13 protein-coding genes and 1 pseudogene are annotated in these 18,133 nt (G+C 61.0%); 6 read left to right on the plus strand and 8 right to left on the minus strand.

Annotation, left to right across the window (positions count from 1 at the left end; translation table 11 throughout):
* The 3 genes from VG146_05210 to VG146_05220 form a co-directional block, all read right to left on the minus strand.
* Window positions 1-1,550, minus strand: a 1,550-nt coding sequence (locus VG146_05210; GenBank protein ID HEV2391747.1) for an FAD-dependent oxidoreductase, incomplete at its 3' end; no start/stop codon positions are given.
* A complete protein-coding gene (glpK, locus tag VG146_05215) occupies window positions 1,547-3,052 on the minus strand; it encodes a glycerol kinase GlpK (protein HEV2391748.1) in 1,506 nt (501 codons plus the stop codon). The genes VG146_05210 and glpK, both read right to left, overlap by 4 nt.
* Window positions 3,053-3,237: 185 nt before the next feature.
* On the minus strand, window positions 3,238-3,516 hold the full coding sequence (locus VG146_05220; GenBank protein HEV2391749.1) for a hypothetical protein: 279 nt from the start codon (window positions 3,514-3,516) through the stop codon (window positions 3,238-3,240).
* A gap of 154 nt (window positions 3,517-3,670) precedes the next feature.
* On the opposite strand from VG146_05220, the gene VG146_05225 reads away from it, so the two are divergent.
* Window positions 3,671-4,447, plus strand: a complete 777-nt coding sequence (locus VG146_05225; GenBank protein ID HEV2391750.1) for a hypothetical protein — start codon at window positions 3,671-3,673, stop codon at window positions 4,445-4,447.
* Between the two features lie 101 nt (window positions 4,448-4,548).
* The gene (locus VG146_05230; GenBank protein HEV2391751.1) at window positions 4,549-7,221 is read left to right on the plus strand and encodes a NosD domain-containing protein; all 2,673 of its coding nucleotides are present in this window, start codon (window positions 4,549-4,551) and stop codon (window positions 7,219-7,221) included.
* Here VG146_05230 and VG146_05235 read toward each other — a convergent pair.
* Entirely contained in the window at window positions 7,200-7,892 is a 693-nt protein-coding gene (locus VG146_05235) for a hypothetical protein (GenBank protein ID HEV2391752.1), read from the minus strand. The two genes, VG146_05230 and VG146_05235, sit on opposite strands and share 22 nt — an antisense overlap.
* A 138-nt stretch (window positions 7,893-8,030) precedes the next feature.
* On the opposite strand from VG146_05235, the gene VG146_05240 reads away from it, so the two are divergent.
* On the plus strand, window positions 8,031-9,719 hold the full coding sequence (locus VG146_05240) for a hypothetical protein (protein HEV2391753.1): 1,689 nt from the start codon (window positions 8,031-8,033) through the stop codon (window positions 9,717-9,719).
* Between the two features lie 162 nt (window positions 9,720-9,881).
* Window positions 9,882-10,250, plus strand: coding sequence for a hypothetical protein (locus tag VG146_05245; GenBank protein ID HEV2391754.1), 369 nt, complete (start codon window positions 9,882-9,884; stop codon window positions 10,248-10,250).
* A gap of 30 nt (window positions 10,251-10,280) precedes the next feature.
* On the opposite strand, the gene VG146_05250 is transcribed toward VG146_05245, so the two are convergent.
* Window positions 10,281-10,913, minus strand: coding sequence for a hypothetical protein (locus VG146_05250; protein ID HEV2391755.1), 633 nt, complete (start codon window positions 10,911-10,913; stop codon window positions 10,281-10,283).
* Window positions 10,914-11,084: 171 nt separating this feature from the next.
* On the opposite strand from VG146_05250, the gene xseB reads away from it, so the two are divergent.
* Window positions 11,085-11,363 (plus strand): exodeoxyribonuclease VII small subunit, encoded by a 279-nt coding sequence (xseB, locus tag VG146_05255; GenBank protein HEV2391756.1) that lies wholly within the window; start codon window positions 11,085-11,087, stop codon window positions 11,361-11,363.
* Window positions 11,364-11,366: 3 nt separating this feature from the next.
* A complete protein-coding gene (dxs, locus tag VG146_05260) occupies window positions 11,367-13,349 on the plus strand; it encodes a 1-deoxy-D-xylulose-5-phosphate synthase (protein HEV2391757.1) in 1,983 nt (660 codons plus the stop codon).
* A 573-nt stretch (window positions 13,350-13,922) separates the two neighbouring features.
* On the opposite strand, the pseudogene carB reads toward dxs, so the two are convergent.
* From carB to VG146_05275, 3 genes and pseudogenes are all read right to left on the minus strand, one after another.
* Window positions 13,923-15,410, minus strand: a pseudogene (carB, locus tag VG146_05265) (carbamoyl-phosphate synthase large subunit).
* Window positions 15,411-15,475: 65 nt separating this feature from the next.
* A complete protein-coding gene (gene cobA, locus VG146_05270; GenBank protein HEV2391758.1) occupies window positions 15,476-17,014 on the minus strand; it encodes a uroporphyrinogen-III C-methyltransferase in 1,539 nt (512 codons plus the stop codon).
* Window positions 17,015-17,255: 241 nt separating this feature from the next.
* Window positions 17,256-18,128, minus strand: a complete 873-nt coding sequence (locus VG146_05275) for a DUF6515 family protein (protein HEV2391759.1) — start codon at window positions 18,126-18,128, stop codon at window positions 17,256-17,258.
* Window positions 18,129-18,133 lie beyond the last annotated feature (5 nt).

Consider the following 18,133-nt stretch of genomic DNA (forward strand, 5'->3'; position numbering starts at 1 on the left):
TCCTGGCCCAACTCGGACGCCATGAGCCGCGCCACGGCTGGGGCCATTGCGATTGCCGCCCGGGCATTCAGGAATAATGCGCGGGTGCGTCGCGCCAGCACATCGTCGAGGGTGCGGGCCATTTCCTCGCGCGCCGCCCACCCCACCTGCGCCCCGTTAATGGCCAGGGCCGCATGCAACGGTTGGGCCAGGGCGGGGTCGGCTTGCATGAGGCTCCGAATCGCCGCGGCGTCCGAGCCATAAACCCCCAGCGCGTCCCGGGTGTCCGGGTGAAATCCATGAATGCGCAAATCGCGAGTAGTGCATGGCCGCTCGGGCAGGCGCCCCAGGACGACCGCATGATCCACGGCGTCCTGGGCCATTTTTCGATAGGTGGTCCACTTGCCTCCCAGGATGGTGAGCAGGCCGGAGCTGGAAATGGCGATGGTGTGGTCGCGCGAGAGGCTCGCCGTGTTTCTGGCCCAGCCCTCTCCCTCTCCCCTTCCCAAGGCGAGGGGGCCGGGGGGAGGCGTCCTTCTCCCGCCTCCTGCGCTGACCAGTGGCCGGATGCCGGTAAAGACACTCAGGATGTCCTCGGTCCGCGGGCGTTTGGCCAGGTAATCGCTCGCCGTCTCGAGGATAAACTCGATTTCTCCCGGTTGCGGCCGCGGTTCGATGGCGATGTTGGAGATAGGAGTATCGGTGGTGCCCACCAGGGCGTGGCCATGCCAGGGAATGGCAAACATCACACGCCCATCGCGGGTGTGGGGGACCATGATGGCGGTGTCACCGGGCAGAAAGGAGGAGTCGAGCACCAGGTGAACGCCCTGGCTGGGGGCCAGCATGGGCTCGGCCCGCGGGTCATCGAGCCGGCGCACCCCGTCTGAGAACGGCCCGGTCGCATTGACAACGCAGCGCGCCGCCACGGCGTGTTCCTGGCCGCTTTCCTGGTCGCGGAAGCGCAGGCCCTCGACCAGCCCGTCGCGGTCTTTGAGCAAGGCGAGGACGGGTGCGTAATTCAACAGGGGCGCGCCCAGGCCGGCAGCGGTTTGGGCCAGGTTGATGAGCAGGCGCGAGTCGTCAAACTGGCCGTCGCGGTAGAGAACGCCGCCGCGCAGGCCGTCCCGGTCGAGGGTGGGGATGCGCTCGAGGACCTCGTCCGGGGAGAGCAAGCGCGAGCGGCCAAAGCCGTATTGGCCGGCCAGCATGTCGTAGATTTTGAGGCCAAGGCCGTAGAACGGGGCTTCCCACCATTGGTAATTAGGCACGACAAAGGAAAGGTCGTGGACAAGGTGCGGCGCGTTTTGGAAGAGGATGCCCCGTTCTTTGAGCGCCTCCATCACCAGCGAAAGGTTCCCCTGCTGGAGGTAGCGCACCCCGCCATGAACCAGCTTGGTCGAGCGGCTCGATGTGCCTTTGCCAAAATCGCTCTGCTCGACCAGCATGACCCGGTAACCCCGCGCCGCGGCGTCCAAGGCAATGCCCACGCCCGTGGCGCCCCCGCCGATGACCGCCAGGTCCCAGGGGGCGGTGCTGCCGATGATTTGCCTCAGGGTGTCTTGTCGATTCATGAGCCGCTCGACGCCCGTTCTTCCCAGTCGCGCGAGCGCTTGAGCGCCTCACCCCAACGGCTCCGGCGGTGGGCCGCTTCATCCCGGCTCATTCGCGGCTCGAACACGCGCTCGGTTTGCCAGGTCTTTTGGACTTCTCCCCGGTCCTTCCAGAAGCCGGCCGCCAGGCCCGCCAGGTAAGCCGCCCCCAAAGCCGTGGTTTCCACTACCTTGGGGCGCGCGACGGGCACCCCCAGGAGGTCCGCCTGGAATTGCATCAGCAGGTTATTGGCCGAGGCGCCGCCATCGACCCGCAGTTCATCCAGGGCGATTTGGGAATCCTCTTTCATCACATCCAGGACGTCGGCCACTTGAAAGGCAATCCCTTCCAGAGCGGCCCGCGCTAGGTGCGCGCCGGTCGTCCCTCTGGTCAGGCCCGAGATTGACCCTCGCGCGTATTGGTCCCAATGCGGCGCCCCCAACCCGGCGAACGCTGGCACCAGGTACACCCCCCCGGAATCCGGGACGCTCGCGGCCAGGGGCTCCACCTCGCCCGATGAATGGATTAATCCCAGGCCGTCCCGCAGCCACTGGACGACCGCCCCCCCAATGAACACGCTGCCTTCCAATGCGTATTCCGTTTTGGAGCCGCATCTCCACGCAACCGTGGTCAGAAGTTGATGCCGCGACGGCGTTGGCTCGAAGCCGATGTTCATCAGCATAAAACAGCCCGTGCCATAGGTGTTTTTGGCCAGTCCATGGCTGAAGCAGTTCTGTCCGAACAGTGCCGCCTGCTGATCGCCCGCAATGCCCCCTATGGGGACCGCAGCGCCGAGCAAATCCGCCGCTGTTCGCCCGTACATCTCGCTCGAAGAACGCACTTCGGGCAACAGGCCGCGCGGCACATCGAGGGCCTTCAACAGTTCCTCGTCCCATGCGCCGGTGTGGATATTGAAGAGCATCGTGCGCGAGGCATTGCTCGCATCGGTAATGTGCTGCTCCCCTCCGGTCAGTTTCCACACCAGCCAGGTATCGACGGTCCCAAAGGCCAGCTCCCCTCGCTCCGCCCATTGCCGCGCGCCGGGGACGTTGTCCAGCAGCCAGCGCGCCTTGCTCCCCGAAAAATAGGCGTCTATCACCAGACCGGTCTTGCTCCGGACCAGGTCCGCTGCCCCGGACCGCTTTAGTTCATCGCAAAAGCCCGCCGTGCGCCGGTCTTGCCAGACAATGGCGTTGTGAATGGGCTGGCCGGTGCGGCGCTCCCAGATAAGGGCCGTCTCGCGTTGGTTGGTAATGCCCACCGCGGCGATGTCCCCCGCGCTCAAGCCCGCCTTGGCCAGGGCCGCGCGGGCCACAGCCAGTTGCGAGTCCCAAATGGCGTTGGGGTCGTGCTCCACCCAGCCGGATTGCGGAAAGTGCTGCGGAAATTCCTTTTGCGCCGAGGCCCGTATTGCCCCCTGGTGATCGAAGATAAGCGCCCTCGAGCTGGTTGTGCCCTGGTCCAGTGAAAGAATAAACTCCATAGGTCGCTCTGCTCTTCGGGGGCTTGCTTTCGCGTCCGTTACATGAATTACTTCTCTAATCTGCCCTTGCCTCTCCCTCTCCACTTCCGAAGCCGCGAGGGGCCGGGGCGCGGGGGCCCCCTATGTGTTGGCCTTCCCGCCGTCCCCGCGGTAACCTGTCTCAGGCCCCCATCCACATCCCGCTTTCAAGGCTTGCTCTCCCCCGGACCCTCTCCCGCGCGCAATCCCACCGACTGCGCAATGTCGTCGAGTTCCTCCCGCGTGACCTCTTCAAGCTGCTTGCCTCTTGCCGCCAGCTTCTCGTTTATCTTTGCCACCTTCTCCGTCATCGCGTCGTGGGTCTGCTCACTGCCGCCTGCCAGCAGAAAATTGGGACCCGTCGTGAGCCGTTTATGCCCATCTGAATCCAGGCCAAGCCCAACCATCACTGCCTTGCGCCTGCGATTCTTGCTCGAATTCGCCATGCGCGAAATCCTAAAGCCCACGCCCCCCTTCGTCAATCCGCCAGAAACCGCCCCGGCAACCCACAAAGTCCCACTACATCTCTTTACAAAAGACTTGCCTTCCCGTCCCATTTCGCCTAAACATTCCACCCCAGAAGGGAAATTTAGTTTATCTATGAAAAAACAATTCACATCCTGCGTGGCAGCTCTCACCTCCATCCTCCTCACCCACACCGCGGCCCTGGCCGCCGTTACCTACTACGGCAACCTCTACGATGGCAATGGGGGCGGCGACGTTGTCAGCGGCGGCACCCTCACCCTCAGCGACAACTCCACTCGCGTCTCCGCTGTCCTCAACAAAACCTCGCTCACCTTCAACTACAACGTCGTCCTCTATATCGATTCCCTCCCCGGCGGCTTTGCCAATACCTCCTCCTTTGCCGACTCCCAATCCCCCGCCCGCTCCGCCATCTCCATGTGCAGCAACTTCGGCTCACGCTCCTCCGCCCTCTTCGCCCCGGGCTTCCTCGCCGATTACGCCATCGCCCTCAGCCCCTATGATGGTCGCGGTGAACTCTACAAACTCGCCGCCGGCGGCCCCGGCTCCCTCCAACTCGTCGGCTCCGTCAACTTCAACCCACAATGGGACACCGGCAGCGCCCGCTACACGTTCAACTTCTATTGGTCTGACATCGGCCAGCAGCCCGCCTCCGGCAACGGCTTCCGTTTCCAGTCGGCCTACATAACCGACCAAGGACGCACTACCTTCGAAAGCTATGAATCAATCTCCGGCACCGCCGGATACGGCAACACGCTCGTGTTTAACAATTACAACGTATATGGCATCGAACCGGTCCCCGAGCCCTCGAACGCGGCGCTGTTGGTCTTTGGGGGGATAGTTGCCGGCGCCGGCACCCTTTCGAGGCTGGCACAGTGGAAACGCGGGGCGTAGGCATTTATTTGAACGCTTATCGAGAGCGGCCAAGCGCCAGGCATTGGTTGCCGCGACTCGGGGGCTGGGCCTGCGGGGCAACATTTGTCGTTGCAGCGCGAATGACCAGTTTGGCAGCGACATTGGTAGTGACGAATACCCATGACGCTGGGCCAGGCTCGCTGCGGCAAGCAATTCTGGATGCCAATGCTACCAGTGGACCCAACAGCATTGTCTTCAGTATCGCCGGGCGAGGTGTGCAAACCATTTGCCCGGCATCATCTCTGCCCGCGCTGTCGTCTGCGATAGTGCTCGATGGCATGACTCAGCCCGGATCGAGTCGCGGCTTGCTCATCGAGTTGAATGGCGCATTGGCCGGTAATTGTCCCGGTCTGCGGCTTAGCGCCGGCACCTGCACTATTCGAGGGTTGGTAATCAACGGATTCTCCGGAGGGGGGATACACGTTGCGGCCTGCGGGAACAATGTCATCCAGGGGAATTACATTGGGACTGCGGCCTCTGGAACCACCAGCAAAAGCAACGGGCTGGAAGGCATTTGGCTCGATAATTCCTCGGACAATCTCATCGGCGGAACCAACAGCGCCCAAGGCAATCTCATTTCGGGCAACCGCGATGCGGGAATCTACCTGCTCAACGGCAGCGGAAACTGCGTGCAGGGCAATTGGGTCGGGACAACATGGGGCGGTGCAGGGCCATTGGCAAACGCGAATAACGGCATTGTGATTTATAACTCGGCAAGCAACTGCATTGGTGGACCCGCCGCCGGGGCTGGGAACACCATCGCGGGCAACCGGGGCAGTGGAGTTTACCTGATAGGAGCCGGAGCGGCGGGAAATAGGGTGCAGGGGAATAAGATCGGCATGACTGCCAATTCTGGCTTTCCTGCGGCCAATTCGGCTGACGGAATCACCATTTTCCAGGCAGTGAGCAATCTGGTCGGCGGCACCCATTCAGGCGAAGGGAACCTGATTTCAGGAAACGGCCAGGCTGGCATCCTTCTGTTCGGTAGCAACGCGAACATTATCCAAGGCAACTTTATCGGAACCGATTCGACAGGCAAAACTCCAGTGCCGAACAATTTTGCCGGAATTTCAACTCTGGAAGCAGCGGGCAACCAGATAGGCGGCGCCGAACCCGGCGCCCGGAATGTCATCTCCGGGAACCGGCAGGACGGAATCTTTTTCGCCACAAACAGTGCTGGGAATGTCGTTGCGGGCAATTTCATCGGGGTTGATGTGACCGGGACCAACGCGGTGCCGAATCTGTATAATGGCGTCACGTTCGCCGCGGCTGGCTCGAACGACCTTGGCGGAGCAGCCCCCGGCCTGGGCAACCTAATTTCCGGCAATGCAAATTACGGCGTCCAACTTCTTGCCGACGACAAAGGCGAGACGGTCCAAGGCAACTTTATTGGGACGGATTGGAGCGGGCTTCGGCGGGTTTCCAACGGCCTCTGCGGCATCCGCCTGGAATCGTCTGACAATTTGATCGGTGGGGATGCCGCGCAAGCCGGAAACATTATCTCGGGCAACGGCCAGGACGGAGTCATTTTGATCGGTCGAGGGGCCACCCACAACCGGCTCGATGGAAATTGGATTGGCGCCGCCGCCGATGGGGCAAGCCCGCTGGGCAATGGGCGGGCCGGAATTGGCATTTCGGGTGCGCCTGGGAATCTTATTGGTGGGACTAGCCCTGGCGCGGGCAATCTGGTTTCAGCCAATCATGATGCGGGGATTTACCTGATTGGCAGTGATGCCGTGGGCAATGAGCTGCAAGGAAACCGAATCGGGACCGATGCCACAGGAGGAATGGCTCTGGGTAACGCGCTCGAGGGCATTTATGCTGAAGGCGTATCGAAGACGATTATCGGCGGAGCTTCAATCGGGGACGGCAATGTCATCTCGGCCAACCATACTCGTGGCATTTATTTGGTCAACGCGTCCTGGACCAGCATCCAAGGAAATTTCATCGGGACAACAATCGATGGAACTGCTGGCTTAGGCAATGCCTTCCATAATGTCGAAATTGAATCCGGCTCGAGCAACAACCTCATCGGTGGCGCGGCGGAGGCGGGCAATTGGATAGCATTCGCCCAAGGCATCTTTGCCGGGTTGCGAATTCGCAACGGCAGCGCCAATAACCGGATCAGTGCTAATTATATCTTCGACAATGGCGGTTTGGGAATTGACCTCGGACCGGCAGGGATAAACGCCAATGACCCTTGTGATCTCGATAACGGGGCCAACCAACTACAGAATTTCCCCCTTTTGTCGGGAGCTGTGGCCGATCGAGTCACTGTCGTGCGCGGCACTCTCAATAGCACGCCCAATCGTGCTTTGCTCATCGAGTTTTACGCCAGTGAGACTTGCGATGGCTTAGGGAACGGAGAAGGCCAAGTCTATCTGGGAGATGCGATGGTGCTTACAGACCAAAATTGCGCAGCCAGTTTTGTCGTGCCCTTGTCTGCTCAAGTTCCCATTGGTTACATGCTAACGGCAACGGCAACCGACCTGGACGGGAATACATCCGAGTTCTCCCCTTGCATCCGCGTCGAGCCGATGCCCAGCCTGGAGCTGGCCTTGTTAGACGATGGCCGCGTGCGCCTGGCCTGGACCAATACCGCCAGGGACTTTCAACTCATGAAGGCCACCAGCCTCGCCCCTCCCATTGAATGGCTCAGCGTCACTAACTCCCGGTCCGACACCGTCGGCCAATTCATCCTGGTGTTGCCGCTGCAGCCCAACAATTGCTTTTACACGCTGGATTTTAAGTAACCTACGACAATTCTAGATCGAGCCAGCAGAACAAGACCGCCCAAAGCAACCCATGCGAATGTGCCAGGCTCCGGGACCGGGCTCGCTTCAAACCTGGCCGCGAAATTCATCGGCATTGTATTCGTTTTCAATTCCCAAACGTTGCCACTGAGTTCCCAATAATCTGGATAAGCCTGCCCGGAAGCCGGGGGCGAATACAGGTCCACACCGGCGGCATCTCCGGCGCCAAACCCCTGGAACTGCACGCTCCAGGTCATATCTGAGACGACCGGCAAAAAAATGCCGCCGCCGTTCGGGTCCTGGCTGAGATCAAATACCAGGGTGTTGCGCGAAGTCGGTTGACCGATGGAAACCCAATCGCTGTCGTAAAAGAGAGTGCCCGGGGCATGATAACCGCTCACCAGAGCGCCATCGTTTTGATAAAAGCGCACTCTGGCCTCGACGGGCGCCGCAAACGAACCGTTGCGGGCGGTCCCCCAAAATTCAAAAGAGAAGTTTGTCAGGAATCTGGCGGAACCCGATAAGAGAATTTCATCACCCACTTCGATCATGCCCGGGTCGAAACGGGTTTCCAAGTCACTCTTGCTGTTGTCATAGATTACATCTGCCCGCAGACTAACAGCAAACGCGAGTACACCTAGCGCGAGGCAACGGAATATTGAAGTTTTCATTGCAAAGTTTTCCCTTCGTCTGAGACCGACTCCGATTGGAGCTGAGCATAAATAGTGAACTTACAAAGTCAATGAGCTTTTTTGCGATTGACTTCTCGCTATATCTGTCACTTGAATGCTGTGGCTTTAGGGCGCGCTATGAAAATCCCGATGAGGTTTATTCTGCTGGTGGTGGTTGTTGGTGCTGCGGCCATTTGGCTTTGGGCCCGGCCGATTTACCGGCAGCACAAGGAGGCGCAGGCTGTTCAGAGGGCTGAGGAATACTTCGCGAAAGGAGATTTCCAAAATGCCTCGTTGAGCGCGCGCCGAGGGCTGGGGCTGAACCGGAGGAGCATTGGGGCGTGCCGGGTGATGGGAGCGTTGGCAGAGGCGGGCGGGGGGCCTGGGTTGCTGGAGTGGCGGGGGCGGATTGCTGAGCTTCAGCCCGATATGAGCAATAAACTCGCGCTGGCCGAGGCCGGGCTGCGCGTCCAGGGCCGGCCTTGGCCAATGGCGGGGCAGGTGCTGGAGGAACTGGCCGGGTGCGGCGCAACGAATGCGTTGTTTCAGGTTTTATCGGCAGAGTTGGCGCTCAAGAAGGGGGATGCGCAGGAGGCAGAGGCGCACTTTGAGAAGGCGAGCGAGATTGAACCCAATAACCCGCTGCACCAGTTGAATCTGGCTGCGCTGCGGCTCGAGTCGGTTGATAGCGCAAAGGCGGCGCGGGCGCGGGCAGTGCTTGAGGGGCTGAGTGGCGAGAGCCGGGTGGGGCTGCTGTCGTTGCGGTGGCTGATTGCTGATGCTCTGAGGCGCAAAGATTTGCCAAGGGCGGAACAAGTGTCACGCCGTTTGCTTGAGGAAAAGGGCGTCACCATTGCGGATAGCCTTAAGCACGTGGAAATTCTGGAGGCGTCGCAGAGCACGGAGTGGGAGGGGTACCTGCAGACGGTTGAGGAGCGGGCGGCGACCAATGCGCCAGATGTTTATAGAGTGGCCTCGTGGCTCATGAGTCGTCAGATGGCGGGGCGCGCATGGGCCTGGCTTTCGGGGCTGCCTGAGGAAGAGCAGGGGGAAGGAGCGGTGCGGTTGGCAAAGGCGGAGTGTTACCTTGCGCGAAGGGATTTCGGGGGGGCGCAGGATTTTCTGGAGGGGCAACGGTGGGGTGAGCTGGAATTTCTTCGACTCGGGTTGGGGGCAGTGGCGGCAGGTGGTGAAAAGAATTTGGTGAGCGCCCGAGCCCAGTGGGGATTGGCGCTGCGCGAGGCGGGGGCGCGGCTGGAAGGGCTGGTGAGCCTGCAGGAGCTGGCGGGGCGGTGGGCGTCAGAATCAGTGGCAGCGTCGGAGGCAAAGGAGGCTGTGCTGTGGCAAATAGCGGAGAGATTCGCAGGGCAAGGTTGGGCGTGGGGTGAGCTGGAAAGGGGATATGCGGCGCGGGGCAATACGCGAGGCCTGCACAAGTTGTATGGGGCGATGGTAAGGGGCGATCCGAAGGATGCGGTGGCGCGGAACAATTTGGCGGCGACGTCGATGTTGCTTGGGGTGGAGAGCGTGGGTGCGTATCGGCTGGCCGGGGAGGTGTATGGGGAGCATGGTGGCGAGGCGGTGTTTGCGACGACGTATGCGTGGGGGCTGCACTTGCAGGGGCGAACCCGGGAGGCATTGGCGGTGGTGGAAGGGCTGCCGCCGGAGAGGTTGGAGGCACCCGGGGTGGCGCTTTATTACGGGTTGCTGTTGAATGCGGATGGGCAGACGAATAAAGCCGCGGCGTACCTCGAACGGGGGCGGCAGGGGAGGTTATTGCCGGAAGAAGAGGAGTTGGTGAAGGAGGCGAGGAGAAACCGCAGATGAATTTTTTTGAACCGCGGAATACGTGGTTTTGGGCCGGATTTTTCGGTCTTGTCGAGTTGGGGGGGAGTGGACATTTTGGGCGGATGGAACCGTTGCATAGGCCGCTGAAGGATCGAGGACGAGGAGGAGGAGGCAGGAGGGGGTGAGGCATCGGCGCAGGGTATGGCCTGGAAACGTAAAATCACCGGAGGGATAGTGGTGTGGGTAGGCTACATGCTGTCGCCGCTCTCCTGGTGGAACGACCTGTTCGTCAATGTGCCCCTGGCGCTCGCGTTTGCGTGGGTGGTCAGCGCGTTGTATAAACCGGCGTTTGCGCCGGCGGTGGTGGTGGGGTATTGGCTGACCAACGTGCTGGGGTTCGTTCTGATGCACAAAGGCGCCGGGCAGGTCCTGTCGGATAAGCCGGTCAAGTACTCTCGGCGCGAGCTGGCCAAGGATGTGGTCATCTCGCTGGCTTACACCATCCTGATCCTCCTGTTGCTCAAATTCGGCGTCCTCAAGCCGCTGGGCAATTATCTCAAACCGCAATGAAGAAAACCAGAAACCAGAAAGCCGAAAGGCTCAGGGGTGCAGCAGTTGCGGGTTTTTGCGCAACAACATAATCGCCCCCAAGATGACAAATAGGAGCAACCCCAGCGCCAGCAGCGTCGCCAGCAGCTTCAACGCCCGCGCATGGCCAAAGGTGCGCGCCGTGCGCTGCCGCTCCGCTTCCATGAACAACGCAAACTCTCTGTCGGCTGAAATCACTTCCTCGATGTCCTCCTTCAGCTTCAACGTCAGCCAGCCCCCGCCCAGGCCCCGCCACGCCGCCGGCAGCTTTTCCAGCGCCTCGGGCCCCGCCTTGCCCAGCCCGCAATGGCTCCAGAACGGCGCCTCCTCCTGCGTCCACAACCGCACCAGGCCATGATTGGTGGCCACCGAATGAAGACGCTCCCAGAACATCGGGCGCAGCCCCTCGGCCATTGCGAAATCGGCGAACCCTTCGCTGTGAATCATCCCCTGCCGTTCCGCAATCTGCAACCCAATCGCCCCCAACACCTCCTCGGCCGGGCCGGTCGCCACCTGGAACTCCGTCACACGCCGCGACAGCTCATCGAGCGGGAACTGCATCGCCCCCCAAATCCCCATCAGTTGGGGCAGGTCATCCAGCGTGGCGCGCCGCACGCGGCAGTCGGCCGGTATCATCGCCAACACTGTAAAAACTCGAGGTCGCCTTTCAAAGAGCAAAGCGCGGCCGGCTGGAGCCGCCGTTCCGGACGCGCGGAACGCCGCCTTCAGGCGCCAGCGCCCCCCGCCAATAACCGATTCCGAATGCCACGACTACGGGCTGGACGCGCCCGGCCTTTTGTCTTAGGTTCCATTGTTGTGTCCAGTGCTCCTAAGAACGCGGGTCCCAACAACCCCGCACAAACTGAGAACCTGCCTTTCGAACAGGCCCTCAAGAAACTCGAGGCCATCGTCGAAGACATGGAAACCAATGAATTGCCCCTCGATACCCTCCTGGCACGTTACCAGGAAGGCACGCTCTTAGCCAAGATCTGCCAAAACAAACTCGCCGAGGCCGAGGTCAAAATCCAGGTGCTCGAGAAAAAAGAACCCGGCCCACCACAACTCAAACCTTTCCCAGGCCCCAAGGGCGATTAATCTATGGGCCAATTCCTGCAAACGCTCGATAACCCGGCGCAGGTCAAAAAACTGTCCCTCGACCAGTTGCTGAAACTGGCCGAGGAAATCCGCCAGGAACTCATCGCCACACTGGCCCGCAACGGCGGCCACCTGGGCCCTAACCTCGGCGTCGTCGAACTCACCCTGGCCCTCCACTGCGTCTTCTCCACCCCCAAAGACAAGTTCATCTGGGATGTCAGCCACCAGGCCTACGTCCATAAACTCCTCACCGGTCGCCGCGCCCGCTTCCCCTCCATTCGCAGCACCGGCGGCCTCTGCGGCTTTGCACTCCGCTCCGAAAGCGAACACGATTGCTACGGCGCCGCACACGCCGGCACCGCCCTCTCCGCCGCCCTCGGCTTCTGCGCCGCCCGCGACCAGCGCGCCTCCTCTGAACACGTCGTCGCTATCTTCGGCGACGCCGCTCTCACCAATGGCATCTCCTTTGAAGCCCTCAATAATATCGCCCATACCACCAAACGCTTCATCGGCATCCTCAACGATAACGAATGGAGCATCGCCAAAAACGTCGGCGCCATCTCAAGCTACCTCAACAAGCTCATCACACACCCCTCCTACACCAAATTGGCCAAAGACTTCGAACGCTTCCTCCGCCGCCTCCCCAAAGGCGAGGTCGCCCTCAAACTCGCACACAAGGCCGAGGAAGGCTTCAAAAGCGCCCTCACCGAAGTCGCCCTCCAGCCCAACCCTGCCGTCATGGAATCCGACGGCCGCGGCGGCTACGGCAGCAGCCTCATCTTCGAGGAAATGGGCATCCGCTATTTAGGACCTATCGACGGACACAACCTCCCTCTGGTCATCTCCACCCTCGAATTCGCCAAAACCTGCGAGCAGCCCATCGTCATCCATGTCCTGACCAAAAAGGGCAAAGGCTTCGACGCCGCCCTCAAAAACCCCGAGAAATTCCACGGCCTCGGCCCCTACGACGTCGCCACCGGCGCTACCTTGCCCGCCAAACCCGGCGCCCCACCCAACTGGCAGGATGTCTTCGGCCAAACCATGGTCCGCCTTTGCCAAAAAAATGACCGCGTCGTTGGCATCACCGCCGCCATGCCCAGCGGCACCAGCCTCAAGCTCCTCGAAAAGGCCATGCCCAACCGCTATTACGATGTCGGCATCGCCGAAGAACACGCCGTCCTCTTCGCCTGCGGCATGGCCGCCATGGGCTTCCACCCCGTCTGCGCCATCTACTCCACCTTCCTCCAGCGCGCCTACGATTGCATCGTCCACGATGCCGCCCTCCAGGACCTCCCCGTCACCTTCTGCATGGACCGCGCCGGCCTCTCCGCTCAGGACGGCCCCACCCACCACGGCCTGTTCGACATCGCCTACCTCCGCCATGTCCCTAACTGCATCCTCATGGCCCCTAAAGATGAAGATGAACTGGCCGACATGATGTTCACCGCCACTCAACAGCCCCATCCCGCCTTCATCCGCTACCCCCGCGGCCCGGCCGAAGGCGTACCCATCAAGGAACTCCCCCAAATCCTCCAAATCGGCAAAGCCGAACTCATCCACGGCTTCCAAAACAACGGCGGCCGCAAAGTCGCCCTCTTCCCACTGGGCAACATGATGCGCCTCGGACGCCAGACCGCCTCCATCCTCGCCGCCGAGGGCTACGACGTCGCGCTCGTCAACCCGCGTTTCGCCAAACCCCTCGACGCCGGAGCCACCGAGTTCTTTGCCCGCTCCGCCGACGTCCTCGTCACCTTCGAAGACCACGTCCTCATGGGCGGCTATGGAAGCGCCGTGTTGGAATTCCTCAACCAAAAACGCATCTCCCTGCCCGTCGTTCAAATCGGCTGGCCCGACCAATTCATCGAACACGCCTCCACCGTCGAAGACCTCCGCCGCAAATACGGCCTCACCGCCGAGTCCGCCGCCGACAAAGTCCGCGCCGAATTCGCCAACGGCGCCCCCGTCCGCGAAAGCGTCGTGGCCTAGGGAGCTATGCAAAGTCAAAGCCTTTTCGTTCTTTCCGTTCTTTGCGCTCTTTTGCGCTCTTTTGCGCCTGAACCGTCATAGCTCACTGTTTATGCGACCGCCGCGAGCCAAACTGAAGTCCCGCAGGGACGATATGAGAATAGCCCAGGGCAAGCGAAGCGCCGCCCTGGGTCGGGGCGCCAAAATGATTTTCTCTTTTTTCCCTTCCGGTGAAGAAGAACCAGATCACAACATTCGACAATTCATCGGCTCGGCTCTCCCTCGAAAGGAGCCTGCATTGCGAAAAGCCCGCCGATTTTTGCAAGAACCCCGATGCTTCTCCCTCTCCCCTTCCGAAGGGAAGAGGGCCGGGGGAGAGGGGTCCCATTCAATGCGCGCGCCCATTGCTTACGTTTTCCAGAAATGAAGAATAAGAACCGGATCCCAACATTTGACAATTCATCGGCTCGGCTCTCCCTCGAAAGCAGCCTGCATTGCGCAAAGCCCGCCGATTTTTGCAAGAACCCCGATGCTGCGTCAGGATATATTCATTACGGTCGCCCTTCGGCTTCCCTACATCCCCTTTGTTGCGGCCAGTTCCTCCTCAAAATCCACAATTTCTTTGATTTGGGTCAGGAACCAGGGGTCGATCTTTGTCAATTGAAACATCTCTTCGATGCTGAAGCCGGCGCGCAGCGCGTGTCTCAGGAAGAAAACGCGCTCGGCATTGGGCGCGCTCAGCCTCTGCACAATCAGCTCCCGCGGCAGGATGTCGCGGTCCCCATAAAGAGTTTCCCCTACCCGCCAGGGCTTTCCGTCGCCCCCCAGGCCAGAGCGCCCAATTTCCAGCGAACGCAGCGCTTTCTGCAGCGATTCCTTGAAGGTGCGTCCGATGGCCATCGCCTCGCCCACGCTCTTCATCTGCGTGTTCAGCGTCGGGTCGGCCTGGGCGAATTTCTCGAATGCGAAGCGCGGCGCCTTGGTAACGACGTAATCAATGGTCGGCTCGAAACTGGCCGGAGTGACCCGCGTGATGTCGTTGCGTATCTCATCGAGCAGATAGCCCACGGCCAGTTTGGCCGCGATTTTGGCTATGGGAAACCCAGTCGCCTTCGACGCCAAGGCCGACGAGCGCGACACGCGCGGGTTCATCTCGATGATGACCATTCTCCCATTGGCCGGATTGACGGCGAACTGGATGTTCGAGCCGCCCGTCTCCACACCAACGGCCCGAATCACGGCAAACGAGGCGTCGCGCATGACCTGGTACTCTTTGTCGGTAAGGGTCTGGATGGGGGCCACGGTGATGGAATCGCCGGTGTGCACGCCCATCGGATCGAAATTCTCAATCGAACAGACGATCACGCAGTTGTCCTTGCGGTCGCGCATGACCTCCATCTCGAATTCCTTCCAGCCCAGCAACGATTCTTCGATGAGGATTTCCGAGACAGGGGAGAATTCCAGCCCCCGTTTGGCGATGCCATCGAACTCCTCGCGATTGTAGGCGATGCCGCCCCCGGTGCCCCCGAGGGTGAAGGCGGGCCGAATAATAAGGGGCAAGCGCCCTATCTCTTCGGCTATCTCTCGCGCCTGGGCCAGCGAATGGGCCGTGCCGCTGATGGGCACGTCCAGGCCGATGGAAATCATCAGGTCCTTGAATACCTGGCGGTCTTCGCCGCGTTCGATCGCTGCGGCATTGGCCCCAATCATCTCGATGCCAAACTTGTCCAGCGTGCCATTGCGAAACAACTCCATGGCGGTGTTGAGGGCCGTTTGCCCGCCCAGCGTGGGGAGCAGCACCAGCTTGCCTTTGGCTCCGTCCCGGCGCATCTCTTCGGCTTCTCTCGCGATGATTTTTTGCACGCACTCGGGAGTGATGGGCTCGATATAGGTGCGATCCGCGAACTCCGGGTCGGTCATGATGGTGGCCGGATTCGAGTTGACGAGGATAACGCGGTAGCCCTCTTCCCTCAGGGCTTTGCAGGCCTGGGTGCCGGAGTAATCGAACTCGCAGGCCTGCCCGATGATGATTGGACCGGCGCCGATTATCAGAACCGAATGGATGTCCGCGCGTTTGGGCATTGGGCGCCCAGAATTAACAGTATCGCCCCCCCTTTGGCAAGGCCGGCGCGGACAGCCAAGAACTCTCAAATGGACCGTTTCGCTTTACACAAAGCAACCAGGCAGTCCACCAGGCCCGGGATGGTGTGGGACTTGGCTTCGACGGCAGGCTTGAGGCCCAGGGCCGCCAGGGCCGCCGAGGTTTCCGGACCGATGGAGGCCACTTTTAACTGGGGAAACTTCTTCAGCAATTGCGGCAACTCGAACCGGGCGTGAAAATGTTCAACGGTTGAGGCGCTGGTGAAGGTAATCCAGTCAGCGCCGCTTTCCAGCAGCCGGGCAGCGGCGCCTCCAGGATCCGCCGTATCGGGCGCCGTGCGATAAATGGCGATGTCATCCACTATAGCACCCATGGCTTCGAGCGCTGCGGGCAGTTCGCGGTTGGCGACCTCAGCGCGCAGCAGGCAGATTTTGAGATTCTCGACGCTCTCGTATTCGGCAAAGGCTTCCGCAATCGAGGAGGCCAGCGCATCGTCCGGCATCAAGTCCACCTGGAGATGCAACTCTTTGAGCTTGCCGGCGGTGGCTGGGCCAATGGCCGCAATGCGCGCCCCGCCGATGTCGCGCATATCATGAAAGTGCCTGAAAAAATAATCAAAAAACCTTGTGACCCCGTTGGGGCTTGTGAAAACCAGCCAGTCGTAAGAGTTCAGTTCGAGAAGGGCATCGACCAAACCCTGCGGCTTGGAAGGCGGCTCGATTTTAATAGTGGGGATTTCGAGTGTCTCCGCGCCCAGTTCCTGGAGCCGGCGCGAGAGTTGAGGGGCCTGTTCCTTCGAGCGCGTCACCACCACGCGCCGCCCAAAGAGAGGGCGCTGCTCGAACCAGTTGAGTTTGGAGCGCAGTTTGACCACCTCGCCGATTACCGCGACGGTCGGGGGGCCGATCTTGGTGTTGGCGGCGACCTGGGCGATGGTGCCCAGCGTCCCCTCAATAGACTGCTGCCGGCCAGTAGTGCCCCAGCGCACCATGGCCACGGGCGTCGCGGCGTTCATCCCATGCCCAACGAGAGTTTCGGCAATTTGGCCTATCCGGTCTGTCCCCATCATGATGACCTTTGTGCCCGGGGTCCTTGCAACCTGCGCCCAATCGATATGGGAGGCCTCCTTGGCCGGGTCTTCGTGGCCGGTGATCAGGGTCAACTTCGAACAAAAATCCCGGTGAGTGAGGGGGACCCCGGCATAATTGGGCACAGCAACAAAGGAAGACACCCCGGGCACAACTTCAAAAGGAACGCCCGCATCGGCCAGTTGTTCGGCTTCTTCGCCGCCGCGTCCAAAAACGTAGGGGTCCCCGCCCTTGAGGCGCACGACAGTTTTGCCCTGGCGCGCCTTATCGATGAGCAACTGATTGAGTTGCGGCTGTGGGATCGCATGGTCGCGGGCGCGTTTGCCGCCGTAAATGATTTCGGCGGACGCCGGGGCCAGGGCGAGCAGCTCCGCATTAACCAAAGCGTCGTACACGACGACGTCGGCCCGCCCGAGCAACTCGGCTCCGCGCAGCGTCAGCAGGCCGGCGTCACCGGGTCCAGCGCCAACCAGATAAACCATGGCGTTTGATTTCAAGCCGGGACACTGTATGCGGGAAAAGTGGGAGCCGCAATGCGGCAGGGAGAGCAAACTTCACACGACGCTTCGCGCGCACCGGCGCCGGGGTTGTAGGAGACGACGTAAGGAGTCTCTGATCAAGATTGTCAGATGGCCGCTTTTGGTTCACCCGGAAGTTGCTGATCAGAGACTCCTTACGCTCGTCTCCTACACTCAGGAATGGCGGCTCGATGCTTCGACTCTGCCATTTGCCCAGTGCTCAGGGCTGGACGGTTTCGTACACGGTCACGCCGTTCTGCATCACAGCCAGGAAGTACGCTCCGTCAGCCTGATAATAAATGGCCCCGTTAATGTTGACGGGCACCGCGCCCGGAGGCAGGTAGGTGATAATAATCCCCGGGGGCGGCGCCACTACGACGAAGCCCTGGGGCTCCTGCAAGTAAAAAGCACCCGCCGCGTAATAATACACCGTTGGTCCGACCGGAATGGCTTCGGCCCCCGGGGGTGGTTGGGGAACGACCGCCCCGAGGGGTGGAGTTACGACGATGTACCCGGAGGAGGAGGGTTGATAATAAACGCCCTGATAATAATCATAAGGGTTCCCGCCGACGTAAAGCGGGACGTAGCCGGCGGGGACCGCTCCCAGCACGGCTCCGAGCGAATAATTGTTCCAATAATAGCCGTGCCGGCGCTCCTCGTCGAAATCCCGGATACGCGGCTCGTATCCTCCCTCAACTTCAGGCCCTCGGGCGACCGCGCCGCCTCCTTCGAAATGGCGCTCCTCTTCGGGTCTCCTCTCAGGCTCGGGCCGCCGGCCTTCGGCGATGGCGGGCCTGCGCCCTTCTGGGACAACAGGGCTGCGCCCGCGCTCTTCCTGACGATTGAAAGCCGGGCGCGAACTCGGCGCGCGCGCGGCGGGCGCCCTACCCGGAGCGCGGCTGGCGGGGGCGGAACGTTGCGGAGCGCTGCGGTTATTGCCGCGAATGCTGCCCCACTGCGCCTGCGCCTGCGCCATCGCAAGCAGGATTACCAGCGTCCTGAGCCAGAACGCGATTAAACGCCGGCTCGATTTCCTCGCCGCCGGCAGCGAAGCAACGCGCGGGTTCGTTGGATTGCTTTTAACGGCATTCATAAATA

The organism is Verrucomicrobiia bacterium, from assembly GCA_035946615.1.
GTDB lineage: Bacteria > Verrucomicrobiota > Verrucomicrobiia > Limisphaerales > UBA8199 > DASYZB01.

Coding starts and splice junctions, on each gene's coding strand:
- VG146_05235 (HEV2391752.1), bottom strand. CDS start 7,892: ATGAAAACTTCAATATTCCGTTGCCTCGCGCTAGGTGTACTCGCGTTT.
- VG146_05230 (HEV2391751.1), top strand. CDS start 4,549: ATGACCAGTTTGGCAGCGACATTGGTAGTGACGAATACCCATGACGCT.
- glpK (HEV2391748.1), bottom strand. CDS start 3,052: ATGGAGTTTATTCTTTCACTGGACCAGGGCACAACCAGCTCGAGGGCG.
- VG146_05225 (HEV2391750.1), top strand. CDS start 3,671: ATGAAAAAACAATTCACATCCTGCGTGGCAGCTCTCACCTCCATCCTC.
- dxs (HEV2391757.1), top strand. CDS start 11,367: ATGGGCCAATTCCTGCAAACGCTCGATAACCCGGCGCAGGTCAAAAAA.
- VG146_05220 (HEV2391749.1), bottom strand. CDS start 3,516: ATGGCGAATTCGAGCAAGAATCGCAGGCGCAAGGCAGTGATGGTTGGG.
- VG146_05275 (HEV2391759.1), bottom strand. CDS start 18,128: ATGAATGCCGTTAAAAGCAATCCAACGAACCCGCGCGTTGCTTCGCTG.
- VG146_05245 (HEV2391754.1), top strand. CDS start 9,882: ATGGCCTGGAAACGTAAAATCACCGGAGGGATAGTGGTGTGGGTAGGC.
- VG146_05240 (HEV2391753.1), top strand. CDS start 8,031: ATGAAAATCCCGATGAGGTTTATTCTGCTGGTGGTGGTTGTTGGTGCT.